Raw genomic sequence first — 21,265 nt, 5'->3', positions numbered from 1 at the left:
GGGGATTGTATTCAAATCGTCAGCTCATATATGTGCTCATCTAGGCCATCTTTTCTGCCGCTGCAATGGCCTAAACAGCTTTTGGGCGTAGAAGAATCAATAATTCTGAGCTGTAGGAGCGGGTAGAATCGAGACCGGGTTACAGAGAGCATTTTAGCCTTGCAAAACCGCCCTTTGTAACTCATTTATCTGATCGGATGGATGGCATAGGCTTTACCCAGGCCATTCGGACCGTATTCCCGAAATCTTCTACCCAAATTTGTGTTGTTCATTAGTTCCGCAATAGTTACCGCTAAGTTTTTGGAAAGACAAAATGGAATTTATCCTTGATATGAATGACATTCTGCGGCTCACTCCCAACAGGCTGCCCAGGCCGCTCTGAATAGTTTTTCAGGTTAAGTTGGGTGGTAAATTTGGTTAGCTATCAAAAGCTGGAAGGGAAATTAGGAAGATCTAAAAGTATTAGCCGGATTGTTCGTTATTGTTCCATTCTGACTCCCTATGAAAGGAAGGAAAAACAAATGAGTTATTATTATACCGCAACTGGTAAATAATAAATCCCGGCAAAACCGGGATTTATTATCCCTCAGACTATTGTTTTTTTCTCCGAACAGTACATCCAATTGCTTTGGTTATCGCAAGTTCTGGATCTTTTCCGCTCGTGACCGCTGCAATAGCGTGTTCCAGATAATTAGTCTTATCAGCTTTATTATTTTCAGGATCGTTATCAATTGAACCGGTATAGCTGATAATGTTGCCATCCTTGGTATGCTTTACAAGGAAGATATGAGGGGTATTTTTGGCTCCATAGGCAGCTGTAATTTTCTGCCCTTCATCGAATAAATAGGGGAATTCATATTTATTGGATTTTGCCCGCTCCGCCATCTTCTCATAACTGTCACCAGGTGATACTTCCGGATCGTTTGGATTTATGGCAATCACCGGGAATCCTAACGGCGTATATTTTGTGTTCAACTCAATAATCCGCTGCTCATAGGCTTTTGCATAGGGACAGGTATTACAAGTGAATACTACAATATATCCTTTTACATTTCCAAACTTTTTAAATGAAACAGTTTTACCGTCTACATTTTTTAGTTCAAATTCCGGAGCTTTAGTTCCCGGAGTAATGGTGGCGGTTTGAGCATTGGTAATGGTGCTTAACCCCAATAATAATACAACTATTAATTGCTTCATAATTATTTTACTTTTTGATATTCTTCTACTAATTCTGAATACGTAAATTCTTTTTCAAAGAACTTACGTGTTTGATTTTTAATTATAAGCGTCGCGGGTAATGCACCGGACCAGGTTGAATCAATCCGGTTAATATACTCTTGCTGATCCTGCTCATTCAAGACAAAAATCTGGTTTTTTAATCCATGTTTTTTGACAAAGGGAACGACGGAAGTTTTCAGCTTTGACTTAAAATCCACGCTTATTAATAGAACCTTTAGCTTTTGGCTTTTATACTGCACGGCCAACTTTTCAAAAAAAGGCAATTCTTCAACGCAAGGTGAGCACCATGTTGCCCAAAAATTGATAACATAGGTGGTATCTTTCCCAAGTTGAATCCTTTGGCAAACCTGGTCTAAGGTTACCAAACTTACTTGCTGGCCAAACACGTGAATAGAGCACAGCAAAGCCAAAGCGAATAAATACTTTTTCACTTTATTGCTATTGATTAATCAACTGTGTACAATTAGGCGGGAAATAAAAAATTGTGCTTAGGAGGTTTCCAGGGCTTACCTGAGAACTGCGCTAATGAGGCAGTAGTACAGTCGAACTTAGCTGTTCTTGTGAAATAATGTATAGGCTGATCTTTTGATACAATTTCTGTAGTATAATCAGCACCTGATTTAAGGAGGGTACAGTTTTTTTTGTCCTTACACGAGGAAGGTAGCGTTTTCTTTGTTCCTTTTTTCTTTGAACAGCAAGTTGAGGACTTTTTAATTACAGGCTTAACGAATGATTGAGAAACCACAATGCAAAAACATGATAGTATAATCACTATTGCCCGCATTACAGCCGCAATACGTATGATATGGCCATATTTAGTAGATTTTTTAATATTATAGCATTAACCTGGTAACCAATAAAGGGTGAAGATACAGCATTGCAACTTTTAAAACACAATCCTATTGACCCTTTGCTGCATCTTCCAGATCAAAAAGCTGGCAATTATCATCCTCCTTGTTTGCACAACAACCGCTTAAACAAGCATCAACACTCGTTCTCAGCAAGTTCTTTAGCGCCTGTAATTCCTGTATCTTCGATTCTATAGCTATGATCTTATCATCTGCCGCCTTACTCACCCTGTCACAAGATGCCAGGTTAGCATCTATTAACGATATGATCTCCGCACATTCCTGTAAGGTAAAGCCGTAGGACTTTATCTTCTTAAAAAGCAATAGGCGTCGTAAAACACCCGCTGAGTATTCTTTGTAGTTATTTTCCCGTCTCTCCCGCCATCCTACTTTAATCAGTCCCTGTTTTTCATAAAAGCGGATAGTATCGCGGGTTAAACCACTCTTTTTTGCTAATTCACCAATAAGCATAAATCTTAAATTTATATCCCTACAAAGTTACACCATAGACTATACTCCTCGGTTTAAGTTTGTATCCTTAAACTTAACAAAAAATGAAAATTCAATTTAAGAATACGGAACGAAAACGTAAGATACTCGCCATCATTGGCCTTTCTGCTTGTGCCCTTTGCTGCCTTTTGCCAATAATAGGTGCTGGGGTAGGATTAACGGGTATTATATCCTTTTTCGGAAAAATAGAGAAAATTGCAATACTACTTTTAAGCCTGGCGATGGTACTTTATGGTATTGATTTTATTAGAAAGTATAAAAATCGTAGATCTTGCAGTACAGATTGCTCATGTAGGCCTGAAAATCAGAAGTAAGCTGTTAGTTAACTAATATTCAATAAATTAAGGAAAAATATTTACAATGCTGATCATAAAATCATTGTTCATTTTCGTGCTGGCTGGTCTTTGTGAAATTGGCGGAGGCTATTTAGTATGGCTTTGGTTAAGAGAAAGCAAACCGCTATGGATGGGTATTTTAGGGTTCATTATCCTTGTGTTGTATGGAGTGGTGGCAACTTGGCAACCTGCAAGTTTTGGGCGGGTATATGCAGCTTATGGGGGTGTGTTTATCATCATGGCAGTGATCTGGGGATGGAAAATTGATAAGATAAAGCCTGATTCCTATGATATTATCGGAACCATAATCTGCCTGATAGGAGCATATATAATATTTTTTGCACCGAGGAAATAGGTTGAAATTCAATATTTCAAATTTTTTTTATTGTCGTAGGCTACCATGGACTATACTCCACTATGTAATTTCGTAATGCACCTAAAAAAAAAGCATCCATGAACGTTTCCAAAATTGGTGTAGTGGTATTTTTCCTTCTATGCTCCGTCGCTGGCACTTCGCAAACAAAAGAAGTAACATGTACCGATGATTGCTGCTCAAAAGATAGCAGCGTCAAAAAGACGTTAATAAAATCAGTAAAAATGGACACCCAGGTTAAAACAAAGGAAGTCTCCTGCAAACTCACAAGCCTGGAATTAAGGAAAAGAAAGGAGCAGGTAATGGCGTCGCTCAAAAAGAAAGTATTGTCCAGACAGGAATTGGCGAACGGTTACATGTACAAATTTGAGGGTAGTGATAACACCTTGGATGAGCTTTTATCCTTTATCAAAACGGAAAGGTTGTGCTGCGATTTCTTCGATTTCAAATTAGATGTAGCTGGCGACGGTACAGAAGCGTGGCTTACAATTGTTGGCCCAGAAGGCGCGAAAATTTTTATAGATACTGAAATGGAATTGTAAAACTACAAGAACAGGAAAAGTTAGCTTAGTATAACTACTTCTCCTTTGGACACTCGCCACTTCACGTAACTGCCTGCGACGATATGATACCCCAGGGTATGGATTAAAAGAAAACTCTTGGGGCTGCTTACAGGATTTGTCTAATAGGCCGTTGCCCGGTAGTGGATAGGACGGCTTTAGTCCCTTTTTTAGGCGTCATGATCTAGCAGATCAGATCCCCCTGAATCCCCATTTATTCAGTCATTTTTGCATTCAGGCGAATCTTGCAACATCTGCTATAGCCACGGGTTAAATTTTAGTGATGATCTTTTGTTAGGTTAATTTACATACAAACTTTCTCTATCAGTATCTTATTAACTAATGCATTATACTTAAAGATTTCCTTAACCTTTAGGCTTTTGCCGTTATAAGGTTGAAACTTTCCAAAACAAATTCTTCAGAAAAATCATTCAGAAAAGGATCGGAAAAAGGAGTTCCGTATAATATCGATTTAATCAATGTTCGGATTATTCAGACTGGCCACGGAAGCACGTGTGATTTTAATTGGCAAATAATTGCTGTGATTATTATCTACACTATTTGCATCTAATTAGCTGATGTACCCCACATGTTCACGTACGTAAGAATTTTGTGACTTGTCATTGGGTAGGTAGTTCGTCTTGTTTTTGATTTTAATAAAAGTTTTGTTTAGTATCTGGCGATAGCTTCTTTCGTAAGTGTCTGCACCGTCGGCTCCATCTCCGGTTCCTTCCCAACACCAATAAACCCTGCAAAGGGAAGCCAAAGACAGTCTTTTTTTGAAAGTTGGGCCGAGCTGACAAAAGGTAGCAGGAAAGTCAATAACAGGTATATTTCATCATAGCTTATTCTTTGATAGCAAATATGTAAGACTACACCTCATTAATTGATTAGCTTCAATAGTGAGTGTGTTTGTAGTTACCGGGTTGTTGAAACCGTTTTTATACCAGCTTGATCTTTTTGGGTACTCACCTCAAGGGATTCTTTCATCTTCCACCAAACAAATACGCCTGAGAGGAAAGTGAGTCCTCCTGCGACATGCACAGCCCACATTATTCCCAGCCAACCGGCGATAATACCAGCCATGATAGCTCCTACACCATATCCTATATCGCGCCAAAAGCGATACACGCCCAAAGCAGACGCCCGCCAGGTTGGATGTGCGGCGTCACTAACAGCAGCTAATAAGGCCGGATAGACCATGGCCGTACCCGCCCCCAATAAAATGGAACCGGTGAGGCCAGACTGTAGCGGAGGCAGGATCTGTAAGCCAATTACTATATGGCCGAGCACCTGCACAAACATGCCCCAAACAATGAGCGGTTTGCGTCCTATCCGGTCGGCCAGTGGTCCGGTAATGATTTGACCTACTCCCCACACAACCGGATACACTGCTTTGATCCATCCCACGCCTTCCAGGCCAACGCCTGCAGAAATAAACAGCAGCGGGAATACCCCCCAAGACATCCCATCATTCAAATTGTTGATGAGTCCTGCCTGCGATACGGTTAATAGATTTGTATTTTTTACGGTCGTTTCCCGGAAAACCCATGAGAAGCTGGGTTTATGCGCTTGTTCACCTGCTCTGGTCACCTTCCGCTGTGCCGCCTCCAATTGTGCATGCTTGCGCGTGTCTGTGATCACAATGATAGACAGCAGCAACCCGGCAACGGTATAGATTATGCCAATGTAGAAGGGATAAGGCCTAAGCCCATACTCAGAAGCCCAATAACCGGTCAGCAGCGCGGTCAACCCAACAGCTCCATAACCTGCTGCTTCATTCAATCCCATGGCAAGACCTCTTTTTTTAGGTCCTACGAGGTCAATCTTCATATTGACAGTCATTGACCATGCAAGGCCCTGACTGATACCGAGCAGGATATTAGCAGCGATGATCCAATTCCAGGTTGGCCCCCATGCCAAGCAAAATGGTACCGGCACGCCAATCAACCAACCCAATATCAGAATCTTCTTACGAGTATATTTATCGGCGAGAACTCCAGATATTAAATTGGTGAAGGCTTTCACAATACCAAATGCAATAATGAAGGAGAAGATCACCAGATCGGAATCTATTTTAAACTCTTCTGATCCGACTAATGGCACAACGGTTCTTTCCAACCCCACCATGCCACCGACCAACATATTGACCAGTACCAGTAATAAGAATTGTTTCCAGTTATCTTTTAAGCCTAAGTTAACTTCCACTGTTGAGAATTAGTAGTTGAAGAAAGTGATCACGATACAGCACATCTATTGGCTCCTGCTTCCAAATCCGAAGGAGTAATACCTTCATGATTGCCCGTTTTATTAATTAATGCAATCTGTTCATAGTTTGGTGGTGTTGGCGAAATCCGTTCTAATGTCTGCTTTACAAAGTCTTCTTTCGACAATGACAACAGATCTACCTGTGCAACAATTTGAAATAACCGGGAAGTGATGACTGTGTTATCGAATCCAAGGGATTGGGAAGTGTGTGCAGGCAGAATAAAAGTTTCACCAGGAAAACTCTTGATATGTTGTATAGAATTATAGAGTTGTTCTGCCTTCAACAATGCTTTGCTTTCATTTGCTTTCAGGTCGGGCCTGCCCACACCATTGGTGAAAAGCGTGTCTCCTGTGAACAGGAATTGATTATTGACCAGGAAGGATGTGCTTTCGGCAGTGTGGCCGGGCGTAAAAATTACTTCAAATATGCTTTGACCGAATGGAATGATTTGTCCATCGTGTATGCCGGTGAAAGGAAAATCGGTCTCTGCACTTTTATTGAACAAAAGCTCTGCACCTAGTTCACCAGCCAGGTCCAGCGAACGTGATATATAATCCGCATGTAAATGGGTATCCATTATATACACAATCTTCCAGCCATAATTTTCTGCCAGTTGAGTATAGGTGGCGGGGTCAAGTGCTGCATCAATGACAATTGCTTGTTCACCAGAACCTATAATATAAGAAAGGCAACCTTTTGCTACTCTCTTCACCTGAATAATAGTAACATCTAGTGTTTTGATTTCCGCCGTGCTCCATGCATAATTCCAGGCTTTCATGCCTCCTTGCAATGAATATGCGTGATAGCCCTTTTGGTTCAGGATATCGGCAGCGATCAGGCTTGACCTTCCACCTCCACATACTGTCACAACCGGTACATCCGCGGACAGTGTAACATCATCGAGTGCATTCTGATTGCCTGCTATAATCTCCTCGTAGACATCTTTGTGAATGCTACCGGCAATCATCCATTCGTCTCTTTGTTGCTGGGGTCTGATATCAAGTATTTGAACTTGTGTTCCTTCATTGAGAAGTTGCTGCAGTTCAGCAACGCTGATCTCCTGCTTTTTCATACATCAATTCATTTAGGGGAAAAAAAAATTAAAATTAGCTATTCAATAGGTTTATTGAATAGGTTTGTGTTTGTTAGTAAACACACACATACACATCACTAATGTGCCTCCTGCATGAAAAATGTGTGGATTAATCCAATTCATTGATCAACGGGATAGCCTTTCAGTGCCCAATCAGGAAAACCTTCTTTCATTCTCTGTGCCTTGTACCCATGTTTCTTCAGCAAGGCTACTGCATCGTCAGCGTAAACACAAAAAGGGCCGCGACAATATGCTACAATGGTTTTGCTTTTGGACAGATTTTTAAGTTTTGCACCTAACTGTTCGATAGGCATTGATATGGCCCTATGTACATGGCCACGGTTGTATTCTTCTTCCGGTCTCACATCCAGTAAAATAACTTTGTCTTCTTCAACAAGTTTCGATAATTGATCTGCATCGATGCAATCCATGTCGCCGAATCCAGCGCGAAACTCATTTACTGTCTTCCCGACCTCCGCATTATATACCAATCCTAATTCGCGCAATGCTGTCCAGGCATTGAACACATTCTCTCCGGCCAGTGAATAATTAATATAATTACCGTTCCGTGATATTTTTACCAGTTTTGAGCTCTTCAAGGTTTGAAGGTGCTGAGAAGCGTTCGCCACTGACAACCCCGTGTAGCTGGCGATATCTTCAACGGTGAAAGGACCTTGTGCAAGCAGGTCGATAATTTCGAGACGATGAGGATTACTCATGGCTTTAGAGACCTTTGCCAGTTCTCCATATACCTTGTCTTTGAATTCTCTCTTGTTCATGCGTAAAAAAAATATCCGAAAATACAGCCAAAGCATTAGCTGGCTTTATTTAGATGGCTGTCTATAAATGATTCCAGCTCCCTGCCGTGCAAATTGACAGCAATAACCTTTCCACGCTCATCAATGAGCACATTATAGGGTAGCTCTTCAATATGGTATTGCCGGGCGACAGGACTGTTCCAATATTTCAGATCGCTGGCTTGTGGCCAGGTAATGGCAAGATTTGAAATTCCGGTGGTCCAGTTCATTTTGCTGCGGTCGAGTGACACACCGATCACCTGGAATTTACCCTGCCGGACCGATTGCTGATGCTTCTCATAGATCTTTTTTAATACCGGTTGCTCCTGCACGCATGGCTCACACCATGTTGCCCAAAAATCTAGGAGAACCAATCCTCCCTCATAATCGGTGAGTTTGAGCAATTTCCCATCAGGCTGCAGCAACTCAATGGGCGGTGCCTGCTTGTTAAGAATCAAACCGCTGTCTTGTGCAGCCAGCGAAAACCCAGTTGTTATCAGTCCTATTGTGATGAGTACTCTTTTCATGGTTGTGCTTGTGTAGGATAGTTTTTATCGAGCCAATCTACTTTGATATTCTTAGGTATATCCAGCAGTTTAGCGTTTTTGAATCCCATTTCTACCAAAGCTGAAAAGGCAGGTCTGATATTAGGGCACTTGCTGAACGGGCAACAGCCACAGTAGATCACCACTTCCTGTTCTTTTGATATAGACCTTAGGTGATTTTTCAACTTGGCTATATTTTGATATTCGCGGCCGGGACCAATATCTACAGAGCCTTTGATGATCGCATCAGGACCCACCGACATTATGATAGTCTTTCCGAGCTCTTCCTTTTGTATTCTTTCCGCCAACGTTTTCGTTGGCATCAATTGAGCAGGACGCCATGGTTCAGGTGATGACTGAGCAACAGTATGATACGACAATAATACAAGTAGGGACAGGATATAGAACCTCATTTGCCAATTTTTTGCAAAGATACAATCTATTCAATATAATTATTGAATAGATTTTGGGTATCTCTGTAACTCTCTGAATGTGAGCATTATATTGAAGCAGGATTGTTGTGACGAAGTGCCAGGGTTTATTGAAGTATTTCTCGTTGGTTGAGTGAAGCCCTTCCATTCTTTTTGTATCAATTTAACCAAATACTGCAACTGCGATTCAGCGACAAATTTCAAAAATGAAAGCTGCACGATTTATTGATTATTTACAGCGGCAGGAAACTTGGGAATTGGATTGTCAATTCTTCTCGCACGTGGGTTGTCGCGACCTTTAAAAACGATAATATAGGAAAAACGAGATTCAAATTGGAGAACCAGCCGAAGTTAGGCCCAAAAGAAAAAGCACTTTAATTGTGTGTTTTAGGTGCTCCTGTCCTTGGGATTCGAATCCAGGAACTTCTGATTATTAGAAAGTCACGGCGAGAATGTTTTTGATAGTTTATCTTGAATTGCCTGTACTGTCGGTAGATATTCCGCAACACCAAGAGGTGTATTCAGGTTTTTCAGGGAGTACTCTACGACAATTTTGTCCGGCGCTCTGCATAGGAGCAGTCCTATTGTTGGGTTGTCGGTTTTGTCTCTTAATTTGTCATCGACAACATTCAGGTAGAAGTTTAGCTTTCCCGCAAATTCGGGCTGAAAATCGCTAGTCTTTAGTTCAACAACAACATAACATTTCAGTTTTATGTGATAAAACAGCAGGTCCAGGAAGAAGTCAGATATACCCGCCTTAAGAAGATACTGCCGTCCGACAAAGGCAAAACCCTGTCCAAGCTCCAGTAGAAACTTTTGGATTTTGTCTATGAGGGCAGTCTCGAGTTCTCTTTCGGAGTATTCGGCGCTCATTTGCAGGAAATCAAAACTGTATGGATTTTTAAGTGTTTCATGAGCAAGATCCGCTTGTGGCAATGGAAGTGTCTCCTGAAAATTATGGATGGCAGCACCTTTTCGTTCATGAAGTTTCCCGGCGAGCTGTGCCAATAATACGGATCGGGACCAGTTTTGACTTATGGTTTCCCGTACATAAAATATTGCTTCCTGTACGGTCGAGCACTTAGTAATGATCTCCCGGTTGTGTCCCCAGGGAATTGATCCCACAAGTTGTGGGACTTTTGTAGCCGGCACGCCGGCAGTTTCCGCCGCTTTATAAAACGTGACCCATTTCTTAATATAGAACAGGTTGGTGCGGGAAAAGCCTTTCATACCGGGGAAGGCCGTTAAAAGATCGAAAGATAGTTGGTCGATAATTGAATCTCCCCAGCCCGCAGTTTGTTGTTTTTCAATGATTTGTTGGCCAATCTCCCAGTATAACAGTAATAGTTCGCGGTTAACCTGTATGGCTGCTTTGATTTGCGAGTCTTTGACCCTATTTTTTAGCGTATCTAACCAGGTTTGATAGTCTTTCTGTAGTGGTTTCATCTGGATGATTTTGAGAAGTTATGATTTTTGAGATCGTTTTGAAAAGTTGATCGAGATGATCCGAGCGCCAGTTTCGGCTGGCTTGGTGGTTGCGAGTGCTCCTCCTTCTCCATATAGATGCTCTTCAATTTTCTCCATACTTTTCCCGATCTTCTTACGACCTGGCTTAATGTAAGTATGAATTGATTTGGGGTTTCGTTGGCCCATCATGAGTCCGATAACCAGTAGATCGCTTTCGGCTGCGTGGGCTACCTCATTGGCAAAAAAATACCGGGCCTGATGGCAGTTGTTGAGAACTTCAATACCTGTGAGTTCACTTAGTGTTTTTAAACACCGGTTATAATGTTGGTCAGTAGGTACCGGTAGCAATTTTCCTGTGCGTAGGCAACGGGGATGATTTTTGTATTTTTCGATAATCTCAAGACATATAGGAAGAAGTGGAAGTGTCTCTTTGGAACTCGTTTTCTTTCTGTTTTGGTTTACCCAGGTTTTGCCGCCGATAACCTTTAGGTGCTGTAGCTTTAATTTGAAAAGTTCTGAAAAGGATGGCCCTGCAAAGCTTTGGTAAACGAAAATGTCCCGAATAGTCGATAGCTCTTCGTCCTCAATGTTGAAAGCAATGAGATATCTCATTTGCTCCATTGTCAACCATTCCTTTTCTTCAGGCTCACAATAAGCCCATTGGAATTTTTCAAATGGATTTTTGGGTATCCATTCGCGGACAGTGACAGCACGTTCCAGAATTTCTTTGAGCATCTGAACATACTTCCATATCGTGTTGTGGTTGTTTTTGTGGAATACTTGTTCCTGCTTTACAAAATCTACTATAAAGGTGTGGTTCACTGTTTCAATTAGTACGTCGGTTACACCTCGTTCACGGTTCAGGAAGTCAAGAACCCTCGACTTGGCACAGCGGCGTTTCTTAAGCGTGTTTACATTCAGTGCCCCGGCCATTGTTTTTTCAAGGAAGTCAAGCAGGAATTCGTCAATTGCCATCATCAGGGTTTTGTGGCGGGCAGGCTCCAGAAGGATAGTTTTTGCCTTCTCTACCATTTCCGCTAAAGTTATTTCAAGTTCTGCCCTTAGTCGGTCGAGTTTTAGCCGGGTAACAACTGTATTGGCGGTTGTGTTATCGAGCTTTTCTTCGCTAAGTAAAAGATTGATGCATTTTTTAAGAAGGTCGTCGAGATCGGAACTGAACAGCAAGTATACTTTCTTTTCTGCGGAAAGACGTTCTGCCTTTGCCTTGGGGGATTCAGGTGCCGGGCGCCTATACGCTTCGATCACAAGTTGGGGGGTAATTAATTCGTGTGTTCCAGCAAGTTTTTCAAAATGGCCGTCGAGGGTTGTTTTAAATTGTTCGAGGCTTTTGTTGATGATCTTGAACCGAGGTTCGACTTTACTGACCTGCTGGAATTCCTGGTTCCAGTTATCAGGGTCAATCTGAATACCTGTTGAAAATTCATCTTTCCCTGCATCGGAGATGGTTATCCGGCAATAAAGGGGAACTCGTCCCTGTTTGTTGATCTTTTTGAGTTTTCGGTAGATCAGCACCGACATTTCTTGATACTCCTGCATTGCGCATAAGTTTAATAGTGATTAAACTTGCTCTTTCACAATGCCACCCTATTCGAGCATTTTCCGAGGGGGCCTAATTTTAAAATGAAGGTAAGGTCCCCTCGAAAAGCCCCCTCGAACACTCATTTTCTTTGAAACGACTTGAAACAGGTTGATTCCGGAATTCGCCTTGAAACCCAGGCTGGAAGCGGGTTTGCAAAGAAAAAAGCGCCTAACTGGCGCTTTTTCAATACCCTAAGAAAAGGGCTCTCTGTGGCTTCGCCAGGAATCGAACCTGCTCAAATATTATCTTTATAACCACAGATTTAAGTAGGACGAATGTTTCAGGACCCCTGAAAAGGACCTCCCTTAAACTGTTGTCATTTGTGGCATTTTGTAAAAGTGGAATAGGGAATATATTTACGTATTTTTTAGTTGAAGGAGTCTTGACACTTATGCGGATTTGAAACCTGCCTAAGAGATATGATGGATCCTGTTTTTTACATCTTTGTCGGATGGCCAATGGAATCGGTGAAATAATGTTAGTAAGATTTGCATGCATTTTGGCAAATTTTGTCCCCTCGATTTTTTCCAGTTAGTCAATTGATTGTAAGGTATTTGTATCTCTTACTTGGCTGTATAATCCTGGTCTTTCATTTTATGGAAGGTAATTGTCATTTAAAGTGAATTAATAATCAGTTAAATATGACAGTTTGTACTTCACTCGCAAACGTCTCTTGTCCTTTCCCGAATTGACTGAATTCATTTCCTTGCATTGGTGCAATGGAATGAAAGTTTATTAGAATGTAAAAGGTAACAAAGTTGCCACTATAGGCAAGTGTTGTTTGATTGAATTTGCGGCTACTAGCACCTCTAAGAATAGAGAATTTACCAGAAAGTAAAAAGTAGTGAAGTACATTTTGGGTGGTGGATGGGATTGAAAGTAATTGCACTTGAATCCAATAAAATCATAAATGGAAATGAAAAAGAAAAGCGAACCTTCGCAGTACGATTTCTTTAAAGGGAAGTTCAACTTCACAAACGAACCATTATGGTTCCGACTAGTAGTTTTCTTGATATTTGTCGCTTTTATAATAGGTATTGGGATTGTCCTACGAACATGGGCTATACCTTTTTGGACTGCTAATTTCGTCCCGGGGCTTAATCTATTTCAGCTTAAAGGTCGTGGACCTTAGTCCTTGGCTACCTATAGGATTTTAACTATCGAAGATCTATCGAGGAAGCATATGCTTCAGATTTACCGCCACGCCTTAAATGTTACTTCTGCAAACAAGTGGAGGCATTCATGAGCCGATTGTCGCGGCTTATGCTGGAAGTTAAACCACTGATGCAGGTTGTTTGCCGTTTTACAGCTGCTTGCTCGTTTCTGGAGGTTGAAAAGTAAACCTATGGAACAAATGACCTCAAACCGCCTAAAAATTGGACTGATCTTTACCTACTTCGGAATGCTGTTTGCCTGCAATAAGAAACCTGGCGAACCTCCAGCCGTCTCTATCGACAAAGCCGTTTTTGAAATACAAACCTCTGGTGGCGACTCTCCATTGACAATTACCAGCAATACTACCTGGAAACTAAGTGGTTTGCCCGATTGGGTGAAGGCAAGTGCAGCCGAGGGTACCGGCCAGACAACCATTAAATTAATGGTGGATACTAATGCTGCACAAACTGCCAGGACAGCTTCTTTGGTGTTAAATGCCACCGGAATTCCCGATGTAACAGTGACTATCAATCAGAAAGGCCTCGTAGATTGGTCTAAGGAATTCAGCAATTTTGAATTTAGGGATTTCGCAGAAGTCACTGATGGATATGTGCTTGCGGGAGAAATTGATGGGAAAGTTAGCTTCATTAAGGTAACAAAGGATGGAAAATCCATCCTTCTGCAAAAAACGATCGAACCCAATGCATATACAACGGGTAATATCGTAAGCATGGATACAATTGCCGGAGGAGGGTATGTAATTGCTGTCAATGCATCAAAAATAGGGACTTACGGAGAAAACAATTTGAGTGCGTATTTGGCTAAATTGTCCCCCAATTTTGAAATCATCAAGGAAAAGATGATCGACTATGGCACCAACAACCGCGAATTGCCGCACTTGATTCGCAGCACTAATGACGGTTTTGTATTGGCGTTTAGTAGCTCTGATAATAGCAGCCACTCCATGAATATCACAAAGCTTAATCAGGACCTTACCGTGGTTGTGCCAAATCGGGGACTCATTAATCAAGTGAGTGACCTTACCGTTGCGCCCGACGGATCGATCCTGGCGGTTGGTTCATTTAGCAATGCCACTGCCTACAAATACGATAGGGATCTGAATGTAACGGATTACCATTATGGACAAGATGCCGGCTTTGCATCGATTGTCGTTTCGAATAATGGATATATGGTAACCGGGGTAAAAAACAATGGAGCGAACTTTGATATACATTGCATGATGTTGGATACAGAGTTGAAGCCTATGGCGGGTAAAGACGTAATGATCGATAGAGCTGTTGGAGTCGTTGCCAGGGTAACCATTCCATTAGGAAATGGTGGCTTTGCTATATCGGGCTCAACAGGAGAGAATCAAGATAGAGGCTTCACGACCCGATTGGATAAAAACCTGCTACAGGTTCCCAAGAAGGAATTGAGCTTCGATGCCATGTTTTTGGAAAGGATAATAGATGCCGTGGCAACCTCCGATGGAGGTTATGTAGTGGCAGGTTATGGAGAAGACAATAAAGTGCGTATTGTTCGAATCAATCCTTAGCAAATACTGTGTACCCAAAAATTTGTGAAAGCCCGGCACGATGAACGCCGGGCTTTCAGTTTATAGGTACAATCCACTTGCCTCCGGCGAAGGACATCCTGTGGAAAGACGTACTGCTTTTGCCTTGGGGGGCTGGAGCCGGGCGCCTATAGGCTTCGATGACAAGTTGGGGGGTAACTAATTCGTGTGTTCCGGCAAGTTTTCCAAAATGGCCGCCGGGGGGTGTATTAAATTGTTTGAGGCCTTTGTTGATGGTCTGGAATCGAGGTTCGACTTTGCTGACCTGTTGAAATTTCTGGTCCCAGTGATCCGGATTGAATTGGATACCTGTTGAAAATTCATCATTGCTGGTTGTTTCAGGCCTCGCAAAGATGGCACCAGCATCATCCACGTTCAGTATTGTTACAACAGTGAGCAGAAGACATTTCTCGATACCAAAATTGAGATACCGATTTCTTGTTGGGACAAGGAAGGCTTATATATTAAGGATAATCTAACGTCGTCTTTTGGAAATGCCAGGCAATTGAATAATTCGCTTGCTGGTCAATTGCGCAATGATAATACGCGCTTCTCAACAAAACATAGAGTTAAAGGAACTCAATTTGATAATGTCCTAATAGTACTCTGCAGGGGTTGGAATCACTATAACTGGAAACAAATGCTTGAATGGGCACATGATGGCATTCCTGCTGACAAACAGGACACTTTCGAACGAAATCGAAACTTATTCTACGTGAGTTGCTCGCGTCCGAAGCATCGACTCGCCTTATTATTCACGCAAGAGTTTAGCGAAATATCACTCTATCATAACAAAATGGTTTGGCAGTACGCCTACGCCATTTGAAGTGGCCATTTAGTAATGATAAATATTTGCTACTTACATTTTGAGTAAAAAGGGAAATACTAATGAACTGAATATTCAAACTGATAAAACTAACGTGAATTGCAGGTTGAGCCGATGAGGACAGCTGACATTTTAATTTAAAGTTCTTTTAGGTTTATTGCTTTAAACGTTTCCATAGCGATAATCTTACAATTTTCTCCCAGTTCTGACAGTGTGCATCCCAAGACGTTTAGATTAAAGGGCAATCCTTGACGGGTTTCCATCAATTCAAATAGCAATACCTGAGTTTCGCCCACATCCGCAGTTCCTTTCAGCAGACTGAAAGTCTGACGCGCTACCGCTTCGTCCTCGCCAAGAAAGAACTTTCCAAAACTTTCGTGGCCATCCGCGGTCTTTAGGGTAATCAATAAATAAAAGGTTGTTTTCATGATCTTGACTTTAAACATTAATACGAACGGGATAATAGATAAATTTTCGTGCTATTGAGATCCAAAGTGTAGAACATAATAAAGAAAGGCTGGTGATGGTAAGACCTGCTTTGAATAAATTCATAGGGATGATGCCCATCTCATAAGCCAACGAACAGGCCACTATACCAAATTCACCGGCCTGAGACAATAGCCCGCCCACGTAAATGCTTTCCCGCCACCCATGTCTAAGCAGCCGGAAGGCGATAGCAGAAGCCAGGTTATTGATGATGAAGACCATCACGGTAATAAGCATTATTATGGGGTAGTTATCCTTCAAATAATGCAGATCCAGCGACAGGCCTACCGAGACAAAAAACAGGGAGACAAAGAAAATGTTAAAGGTCTTGAGCACGTTTTCCAGCCAATGGAATGCCTTTGTGCGGCCAATAAACATGCCTGCCGCAAAGCTGCCAATAGTACCCGTTAGACCAGCCAGAGAAGCGACCTCCGCAAATCCCACACAGATCAGTAAACCGGCAAAAACCTGCAATTCATGATCACGCTCCATTTCCCGGATGACAGGTATCTGAAAAAGATTTCTATTCCGGATGGCTCTGAGTAATAAAAAGATCAGCCAACAACCGACAACTGATAATAATAGTTTTTGTACATTCAGATGCCGGTTTCCTGCAAATTGAAATAGCGTCAGTACCGGGGCCAGCATAATATCCTGCAGGAGCAAAGTATTCAGTACGATTTTGCTACTTTCCGAATAGAGTTCACCTTTTTTTCGCATGAACTCTGATACCACAGCCGTACTATTGAAAATTAATAGTGCAGTAATAACCATAATGCTTCCCATATTCCAGCCTTGCCATTTGCCCATCAGCAACACAAAGACAACGCTTACCACCGTCTTCATAGCTTGTACAATGAGCGGTTTCAGAAGTAGGCTTTTACTGTCAGGGATATGGATATCCATACCGAGAAAGAACATCAAAAACAAAATGCCCAATTCTCCGAGGCTCCGTATATATGCCCCGTCAGTCAGTACGCCGGTGACATGCGGGCCAAGGAAGATACCTGCGATTATATAAGCGACCAGGTGTGGTTGACTGAACTTTTTCAGCACAAACATCAGGAGCAGGATGACAAGGCATGTTATGCTAATAGAAAAGAGCAGATTATGCATATCTATGACTATTAGACGCTTATGTAAAGAAGGCGGGATCAATTCCCGCCTTTAATTACACATCCCAAGATTGATCACATTAGCTAACTGAAATAGTACGGGATGTTTTTTTTGCATTCTCCTTTTTGGGAAGGGTAATGTGTAGAATACCGCTTTCATAGCGGGCCTTTAGATTTTCAGCATCCACGCTGTCATCGAGGTTAAAACTGCGGGTGAACGACTGCTGACGATACTCTCTTTTGAGCCATCCATTGTTGTTGTCTTTCTGCTGCTGCTCTTCTTTGTGTTCAAAGGATACGGTCAAGGTATCCCCTGTAACCTGCAGTTGAAAGTCCTGTTTGTTCAGCCCCGGAGCAACCAGTTCCATTTCGTAAGTTGTGTCAGTCTCCCGGAGATTGAGAGGAATCTCCTGCCTGGTGGCTGTTCGGCCAGTACCCCAAAAATCGTCATCAAAGAATCGGGACAAGTTGTTTTGGAAGATTTGATCCACCACACTTCCAACAGTAGCCGTCTGGCCATTTGCTTTTTTCATGATGTTAGACATAATTTCCTCCTTTTTTTGGGTTCTAAAATGCCAGATCAACCAAAATGCCAATTAGTGTCAAATGGTTTTTTTGACATTTCTCCTGCCTTTCCGACAAGTCAGACTGAAATATTTTCAGTTTTTAAAGGTAATCCTAAACGGAGCAAGGTTATAAACGTACGGAGGTAAGTGGGAGTAATCAATGATGCAAAAATGTTGCAAAAATAAAGAACTCATTTGAACATTGCTGCATCTGTGGTGCCAGTACCAAGCAGCCACCTCAATAAAATGCAAGTCCGTTTTGTGATGCCATTTCTCTTAGAATATAATCAGGAGACAGTTTAGAATATTTCTGCATAAAGGGGATAACGGTATGTCAAAATTTAAGTTTGTCCTGGAAAAATTGCCAGTGAAAATGACAAAATGTATTTCTGAAACCAGTGGCATGGCAGTTGTGAAGCGGAAAAACAAGGTGTTTAATTTAAAAAACCGGATATATTATGCTGCTGGATAAACGACCACCTTTGAAGTACATTTTCAACAAAGTAAAGCAAGAGTTGATCTATGTATCCATTACAACACTGGTGGTATACTTCCTTACCTCCAGGTTCGAACATCTTATACCGGAAATTCCTCTTGCTATTCCTACGTTTCTCGGTACGGCAATTTCCGTGATCCTGTCCTTTAAGTTATCACAGTCCTATGACCGGTGGTGGGAGGCGCGAAAAATATGGGGAGCCATCGTGAATGATTCCCGCAATCTCATCTTGCAGTTACAGGCGTTCGTGAACAATAATAGTGTAACCATTAACAGAATTGCATATCGACAGATTGCCTGGTGTTATGCGTTAGGAAGGTATCTGCGTGGCCTGAATCCCTTGTCAAACCTGGAACCTTATTTTACCGTAGAAGATCATAAGGTGTTGGATCAACATACCAACAAGGCATTGGCTATACTGCAACTGAACAATCAGGATATTGCCATGTTAAGGAATAACGGCCATATAGATAGCTATAATCATGTTCAACTCAATAATACAATGGTTAACCTGGTCAACGCAATGGGCATGGCCGAACGAATTAAAGGCACCATTTTTCCCGTTACTTACCGGCTATTCCTGCACCTGATCATTTATGTATTCATTATCACATTATCCATCGCCCTACGGAAAACAGCGGGTTACTTTGAAATCCCCCTATTATTACTTATAGCAAGCTTTTTCTTTTTGCTGGAACGTACGGCCACGCATTTGCAAGATCCGTTCAGCAATAAACCAACAGATACACCCATGACAGCCATAGCAACAAATATAGAGATCGGTATAAAGCATCTAATTGGAGATTCTGATGTTCCGGAACCACATCAACCGGACAAATATTTTCTAATTTAAATAACCTGTCTTTTTGTATACGCATTCTAAGAGTTCAGGGACTATTTAATGGGTGACAAGGGCGCTTTCAGCCGGGAGGCGGTATTCGGCGCCGGTGTACTCCGTGATAACATGAAGCCAATCCCCATTTTCTTTTATTCACCAGGAAGACGTAGATCAGGGCATTCTTGATTTTGCACAACATAATGACACAGACCTCCTGGTCATATTACCAAAGCGGCACCGTTTTATTGAAGTACTAGTTCAACGAAGCCATTCACGTTACTTCGTATTGCACAACCACGTTCCGTTGATTGCCATGCATGTAGCAAAAAACAAAGAGGGATGGTGGTATTTCTAGATCGGCTTGGGTGTTAATTCTTAGCCTGGACTGGCTTGTAAGGATCCATGACGTTTACTTTGATCCCGTATTATTGGATATCAACCTCTCCATTCACAAGGAGACAAGATAGCAGGTCGCCGGATGTTAACATCCAAAGATCAACCAAGAGTCTGACCATCGTCATTGATTGCAGGTATTTGACAGGCGTATCTTCAAATGAATCGGATACAGGAGTATTCGTGGGGTCGGCGTGAAGCGCACGACCTGATGTATCCGGTCTTATTCTCATTAGCTCATTTAATCAACAGTTATGGAATCGATGAAGTTTTGTCAAAGTTGCAGTATGCCCATCGATGATGTAGCGCTTCGAGGTACTGAGTTCGATGGGGCGCCCAGCGAAGAGTATTGTAAATATTGTTATGCGCATGGGATGTTCATTCAGCCTTCGATGACGCTGGATGAAATGAAGGAACTCGTAGTAAAAAAAATGAATGAACAAAAGGTTCCGGAAGATATCATTGAAGCTGCGGTGGAGCGGCTACCCGATCTGAAACGCTGGCAACGGGCCATCCAATAGATCAAGAGGGGGATCAATCGCGTACCTCAATAAATGAGCCGGAAGGCCAATGGTTTGCCATTGCCTTCCGGTTTTGGTTCCTGCCGATTCACTGCATATGACTACTGGTGATGCAGGCCTCACCAGTATTGACGTTTCAGAATGCCAATTCGTCTCCTGGCATTTCGAGTTTGTTATCGATTTCTGTAATGTCCGGATTTTCATGGCCTGGCGGTCACCAAAGGTTGAATGAAGGTAGTTCGATACAGTGCAGTTATGAAGAATCTGCATCAGTGATAGCCATGATTGATGTCAACATACCTGCTGTGGATTGTATAGGTTGACCAATGTCAACGTCCTGGCTGATGGCGGTCGTAGGAACAGGTGAAGGTATATTCTATTTTGCGGTGTTTCTTGATCATCCACTTAAATCAATTATTATGCGTGGAAGTATCAAATTTGACACATTCCGGGGCATTACCCTGCACCTGCACTGGACACTGTTCATTCCCATTGGCTGGATTGCCCTGGTGAACGCCCGGATGGGTAACGACATTTTGCAATTGAGTTGGTCTTTGTTGTTCATACTGGCTGTGCTAACGAGCATCATTTTGCATGAACTGGCGCATGCGCTGGTGGCGGCTCGCTTTGGGATCAATGCGAAGGATATTGTAATACTTCCCATTGGGGGCATTGCCAGTATAGAAAAATTTCCAGGGAACCCCGCACAGGAATTGGCGATTGGTGTAGCCGGCCCGCTTATTAATCTGCTGATTGCTGTGGTTATTTACGGGTTGATGCCGGCAGGTGCTACATTTTTTGGTTCTCCATTCCGTTACGGCGCCACCGTGGGGTCAACCTCCCTGGCCGATCTGGGTACCGTCAACCTGTTGCTGGCGCTATTCAATCTTATACCTGCTTTTCCGCTCGATGGCGGCCGGATGCTACTGATTACTCAGCGATCCGTTCGAGAAAGATTTGCCCTTCAACTGATCGTATTGCGTGAAAAATACAAGGAGAACTTTAGTGAAGGCATGCAGGTGGAAATAAATATGACGCGGGAAGATCTGGCAAATTTGGTAGGCACGACGCGTGAAAATATTGTCCGAATCCTAGGTGATTTTAAGGGGCGAGGGATTGTGGAGACAAAGGGACGAAAAATTGTAGTAAAAGACGTATTGACGTTAATTAGGATCGCTAATTACAAATGATATATACCACCTAATTGAGCCTGTGTAATAACTTTCTCA

At 42.2% G+C, this 21,265-nt stretch carries 22 protein-coding genes; 8 read left to right on the top strand and 14 right to left on the bottom strand.

The genetic code is table 11. The features are described 5' to 3' along the window. Nucleotides 1-591 precede the first annotated feature (591 nt). The 3 genes from P2H89_RS22930 to P2H89_RS22920 form a co-directional block, all read right to left on the bottom strand. Complete coding sequence (locus P2H89_RS22930; RefSeq protein ID WP_275831315.1) at nt 592-1,197, bottom strand: thioredoxin family protein; 606 nt, start codon at nt 1,195-1,197, stop codon at nt 592-594. A 2-nt stretch (nt 1,198-1,199) separates the two neighbouring features. Next, nucleotides 1,200-1,670, bottom strand: a complete 471-nt coding sequence (locus P2H89_RS22925) for a TlpA disulfide reductase family protein (RefSeq protein WP_275831313.1) — start codon at nt 1,668-1,670, stop codon at nt 1,200-1,202. 468 nt (nt 1,671-2,138) lie between these two features. Continuing rightward, nucleotides 2,139-2,558: a MerR family transcriptional regulator gene (locus P2H89_RS22920; RefSeq protein ID WP_275831311.1), complete on the bottom strand. Its 420-nt coding sequence runs from the start codon at nt 2,556-2,558 to the stop codon at nt 2,139-2,141. Nucleotides 2,559-2,641: 83 nt separating this feature from the next. Between P2H89_RS22920 and P2H89_RS22915 the strand changes: the two genes are divergently transcribed. From P2H89_RS22915 to P2H89_RS22905, 3 genes are all read left to right on the top strand, one after another. Then, nucleotides 2,642-2,911, top strand: coding sequence for a hypothetical protein (locus tag P2H89_RS22915; RefSeq protein ID WP_275831309.1), 270 nt, complete (start codon nt 2,642-2,644; stop codon nt 2,909-2,911). A gap of 46 nt (nt 2,912-2,957) precedes the next feature. Next, a complete protein-coding gene (locus P2H89_RS22910; protein WP_345799374.1) occupies nt 2,958-3,287 on the top strand; it encodes a YnfA family protein in 330 nt (109 codons plus the stop codon). A gap of 98 nt (nt 3,288-3,385) precedes the next feature. Continuing rightward, nucleotides 3,386-3,847: a hypothetical protein gene (locus P2H89_RS22905; protein ID WP_275831306.1), complete on the top strand. Its 462-nt coding sequence runs from the start codon at nt 3,386-3,388 to the stop codon at nt 3,845-3,847. A gap of 936 nt (nt 3,848-4,783) precedes the next feature. Here P2H89_RS22905 and P2H89_RS22900 read toward each other — a convergent pair. The 7 genes from P2H89_RS22900 to P2H89_RS22870 form a co-directional block, all read right to left on the bottom strand. Next, on the bottom strand, nt 4,784-6,073 hold the full coding sequence (locus P2H89_RS22900) for an MFS transporter (RefSeq protein ID WP_275831304.1): 1,290 nt from the start codon (nt 6,071-6,073) through the stop codon (nt 4,784-4,786). Nucleotides 6,074-6,102: 29 nt separating this feature from the next. Beyond that, nucleotides 6,103-7,206: a rhodanese-like domain-containing protein gene (locus P2H89_RS22895; RefSeq protein WP_275831303.1), complete on the bottom strand. Its 1,104-nt coding sequence runs from the start codon at nt 7,204-7,206 to the stop codon at nt 6,103-6,105. A 140-nt stretch (nt 7,207-7,346) separates the two neighbouring features. Further along, on the bottom strand, nt 7,347-8,006 hold the full coding sequence (locus tag P2H89_RS22890) for a metalloregulator ArsR/SmtB family transcription factor (RefSeq protein ID WP_275831301.1): 660 nt from the start codon (nt 8,004-8,006) through the stop codon (nt 7,347-7,349). Between the two features lie 35 nt (nt 8,007-8,041). Beyond that, nucleotides 8,042-8,551, bottom strand: a complete 510-nt coding sequence (locus tag P2H89_RS22885; protein WP_275831299.1) for a TlpA disulfide reductase family protein — start codon at nt 8,549-8,551, stop codon at nt 8,042-8,044. Continuing rightward, the gene (locus P2H89_RS22880; RefSeq protein WP_275831297.1) at nt 8,548-8,982 is read right to left on the bottom strand and encodes a rhodanese-like domain-containing protein; all 435 of its coding nucleotides are present in this window, start codon (nt 8,980-8,982) and stop codon (nt 8,548-8,550) included. Before P2H89_RS22880 ends, P2H89_RS22885 begins: the two co-directional genes overlap by 4 nt. Before the next feature lie 459 nt (nt 8,983-9,441). Further along, on the bottom strand, nt 9,442-10,446 hold the full coding sequence (locus tag P2H89_RS22875) for a PDDEXK nuclease domain-containing protein (RefSeq protein WP_275831295.1): 1,005 nt from the start codon (nt 10,444-10,446) through the stop codon (nt 9,442-9,444). 18 nt (nt 10,447-10,464) lie between these two features. Next, a complete protein-coding gene (locus tag P2H89_RS22870) occupies nt 10,465-12,024 on the bottom strand; it encodes a phage integrase SAM-like domain-containing protein (RefSeq protein WP_275831292.1) in 1,560 nt (519 codons plus the stop codon). 1,388 nt (nt 12,025-13,412) lie between these two features. Between P2H89_RS22870 and P2H89_RS22865 the strand changes: the two genes are divergently transcribed. Continuing rightward, on the top strand, nt 13,413-14,777 hold the full coding sequence (locus P2H89_RS22865; RefSeq protein WP_275831290.1) for a BACON domain-containing protein: 1,365 nt from the start codon (nt 13,413-13,415) through the stop codon (nt 14,775-14,777). 55 nt (nt 14,778-14,832) lie between these two features. Here the strand turns inward: P2H89_RS22865 and P2H89_RS22860 are convergent, their stop codons facing one another. Continuing rightward, the gene (locus P2H89_RS22860) at nt 14,833-15,168 is read right to left on the bottom strand and encodes a hypothetical protein (RefSeq protein WP_275831288.1); all 336 of its coding nucleotides are present in this window, start codon (nt 15,166-15,168) and stop codon (nt 14,833-14,835) included. 132 nt (nt 15,169-15,300) lie between these two features. Here P2H89_RS22860 and P2H89_RS35430 point away from each other — a divergent pair, with 132 nt between their 5' ends. Next, nucleotides 15,301-15,621, top strand: a complete 321-nt coding sequence (locus P2H89_RS35430) for a 3'-5' exonuclease (RefSeq protein ID WP_345799373.1) — start codon at nt 15,301-15,303, stop codon at nt 15,619-15,621. A 137-nt stretch (nt 15,622-15,758) separates the two neighbouring features. Here the strand turns inward: P2H89_RS35430 and P2H89_RS22855 are convergent, their stop codons facing one another. The 3 genes from P2H89_RS22855 to P2H89_RS22845 all read right to left on the bottom strand — a co-directional run bounded on the left by P2H89_RS22855 (nt 15,759) and on the right by P2H89_RS22845 (nt 17,767). Continuing rightward, nucleotides 15,759-16,049, bottom strand: a complete 291-nt coding sequence (locus tag P2H89_RS22855) for a hypothetical protein (protein WP_275831286.1) — start codon at nt 16,047-16,049, stop codon at nt 15,759-15,761. A 10-nt stretch (nt 16,050-16,059) separates the two neighbouring features. Continuing rightward, entirely contained in the window at nt 16,060-17,223 is a 1,164-nt protein-coding gene (locus tag P2H89_RS22850; RefSeq protein ID WP_275831284.1) for a cation:proton antiporter, read from the bottom strand. Nucleotides 17,224-17,302: 79 nt separating this feature from the next. Beyond that, nucleotides 17,303-17,767, bottom strand: a complete 465-nt coding sequence (locus tag P2H89_RS22845; protein ID WP_275831282.1) for an Hsp20/alpha crystallin family protein — start codon at nt 17,765-17,767, stop codon at nt 17,303-17,305. Between the two features lie 503 nt (nt 17,768-18,270). Here P2H89_RS22845 and P2H89_RS22840 point away from each other — a divergent pair. From P2H89_RS22840 to P2H89_RS22830, 3 genes are all read left to right on the top strand, one after another. After that, a complete protein-coding gene (locus tag P2H89_RS22840; protein WP_275831280.1) occupies nt 18,271-19,137 on the top strand; it encodes a bestrophin family ion channel in 867 nt (288 codons plus the stop codon). A gap of 632 nt (nt 19,138-19,769) precedes the next feature. Continuing rightward, nucleotides 19,770-20,036, top strand: a complete 267-nt coding sequence (locus P2H89_RS22835; RefSeq protein WP_275831278.1) for a zinc ribbon domain-containing protein — start codon at nt 19,770-19,772, stop codon at nt 20,034-20,036. Between the two features lie 326 nt (nt 20,037-20,362). Next, nucleotides 20,363-21,226, top strand: coding sequence for a site-2 protease family protein (locus P2H89_RS22830; RefSeq protein ID WP_275831275.1), 864 nt, complete (start codon nt 20,363-20,365; stop codon nt 21,224-21,226). Nucleotides 21,227-21,265: the final 39 nt, after the last annotated feature.

This window comes from Paraflavitalea sp. CAU 1676 (genome assembly GCF_029223285.1).
GTDB lineage: Bacteria > Bacteroidota > Bacteroidia > Chitinophagales > Chitinophagaceae > Paraflavitalea.
The sequence above is the reverse complement of the archived record's forward strand: the minus strand, read 5'-3'. Positions and strand labels throughout refer to the sequence as shown.

Coding starts and splice junctions, on each gene's coding strand:
- P2H89_RS22930 (WP_275831315.1), bottom strand. CDS start 1,197: ATGAAGCAATTAATAGTTGTATTATTATTGGGGTTAAGCACCATTACC.
- P2H89_RS22920 (WP_275831311.1), bottom strand. CDS start 2,558: ATGCTTATTGGTGAATTAGCAAAAAAGAGTGGTTTAACCCGCGATACT.
- P2H89_RS22915 (WP_275831309.1), top strand. CDS start 2,642: ATGAAAATTCAATTTAAGAATACGGAACGAAAACGTAAGATACTCGCC.
- P2H89_RS22910 (WP_345799374.1), top strand. CDS start 2,958: ATGCTGATCATAAAATCATTGTTCATTTTCGTGCTGGCTGGTCTTTGT.
- P2H89_RS22905 (WP_275831306.1), top strand. CDS start 3,386: ATGAACGTTTCCAAAATTGGTGTAGTGGTATTTTTCCTTCTATGCTCC.
- P2H89_RS22895 (WP_275831303.1), bottom strand. CDS start 7,206: ATGAAAAAGCAGGAGATCAGCGTTGCTGAACTGCAGCAACTTCTCAAT.
- P2H89_RS22890 (WP_275831301.1), bottom strand. CDS start 8,006: ATGAACAAGAGAGAATTCAAAGACAAGGTATATGGAGAACTGGCAAAG.
- P2H89_RS22885 (WP_275831299.1), bottom strand. CDS start 8,551: ATGAAAAGAGTACTCATCACAATAGGACTGATAACAACTGGGTTTTCG.
- P2H89_RS22880 (WP_275831297.1), bottom strand. CDS start 8,982: ATGAGGTTCTATATCCTGTCCCTACTTGTATTATTGTCGTATCATACT.
- P2H89_RS22875 (WP_275831295.1), bottom strand. CDS start 10,446: ATGAAACCACTACAGAAAGACTATCAAACCTGGTTAGATACGCTAAAA.
- P2H89_RS22870 (WP_275831292.1), bottom strand. CDS start 12,024: ATGCAGGAGTATCAAGAAATGTCGGTGCTGATCTACCGAAAACTCAAA.
- P2H89_RS22865 (WP_275831290.1), top strand. CDS start 13,413: ATGGAACAAATGACCTCAAACCGCCTAAAAATTGGACTGATCTTTACC.
- P2H89_RS22855 (WP_275831286.1), bottom strand. CDS start 16,049: ATGAAAACAACCTTTTATTTATTGATTACCCTAAAGACCGCGGATGGC.
- P2H89_RS22850 (WP_275831284.1), bottom strand. CDS start 17,223: ATGCATAATCTGCTCTTTTCTATTAGCATAACATGCCTTGTCATCCTG.
- P2H89_RS22845 (WP_275831282.1), bottom strand. CDS start 17,767: ATGTCTAACATCATGAAAAAAGCAAATGGCCAGACGGCTACTGTTGGA.
- P2H89_RS22835 (WP_275831278.1), top strand. CDS start 19,770: ATGGAATCGATGAAGTTTTGTCAAAGTTGCAGTATGCCCATCGATGAT.
- P2H89_RS22830 (WP_275831275.1), top strand. CDS start 20,363: ATGTCAACGTCCTGGCTGATGGCGGTCGTAGGAACAGGTGAAGGTATA.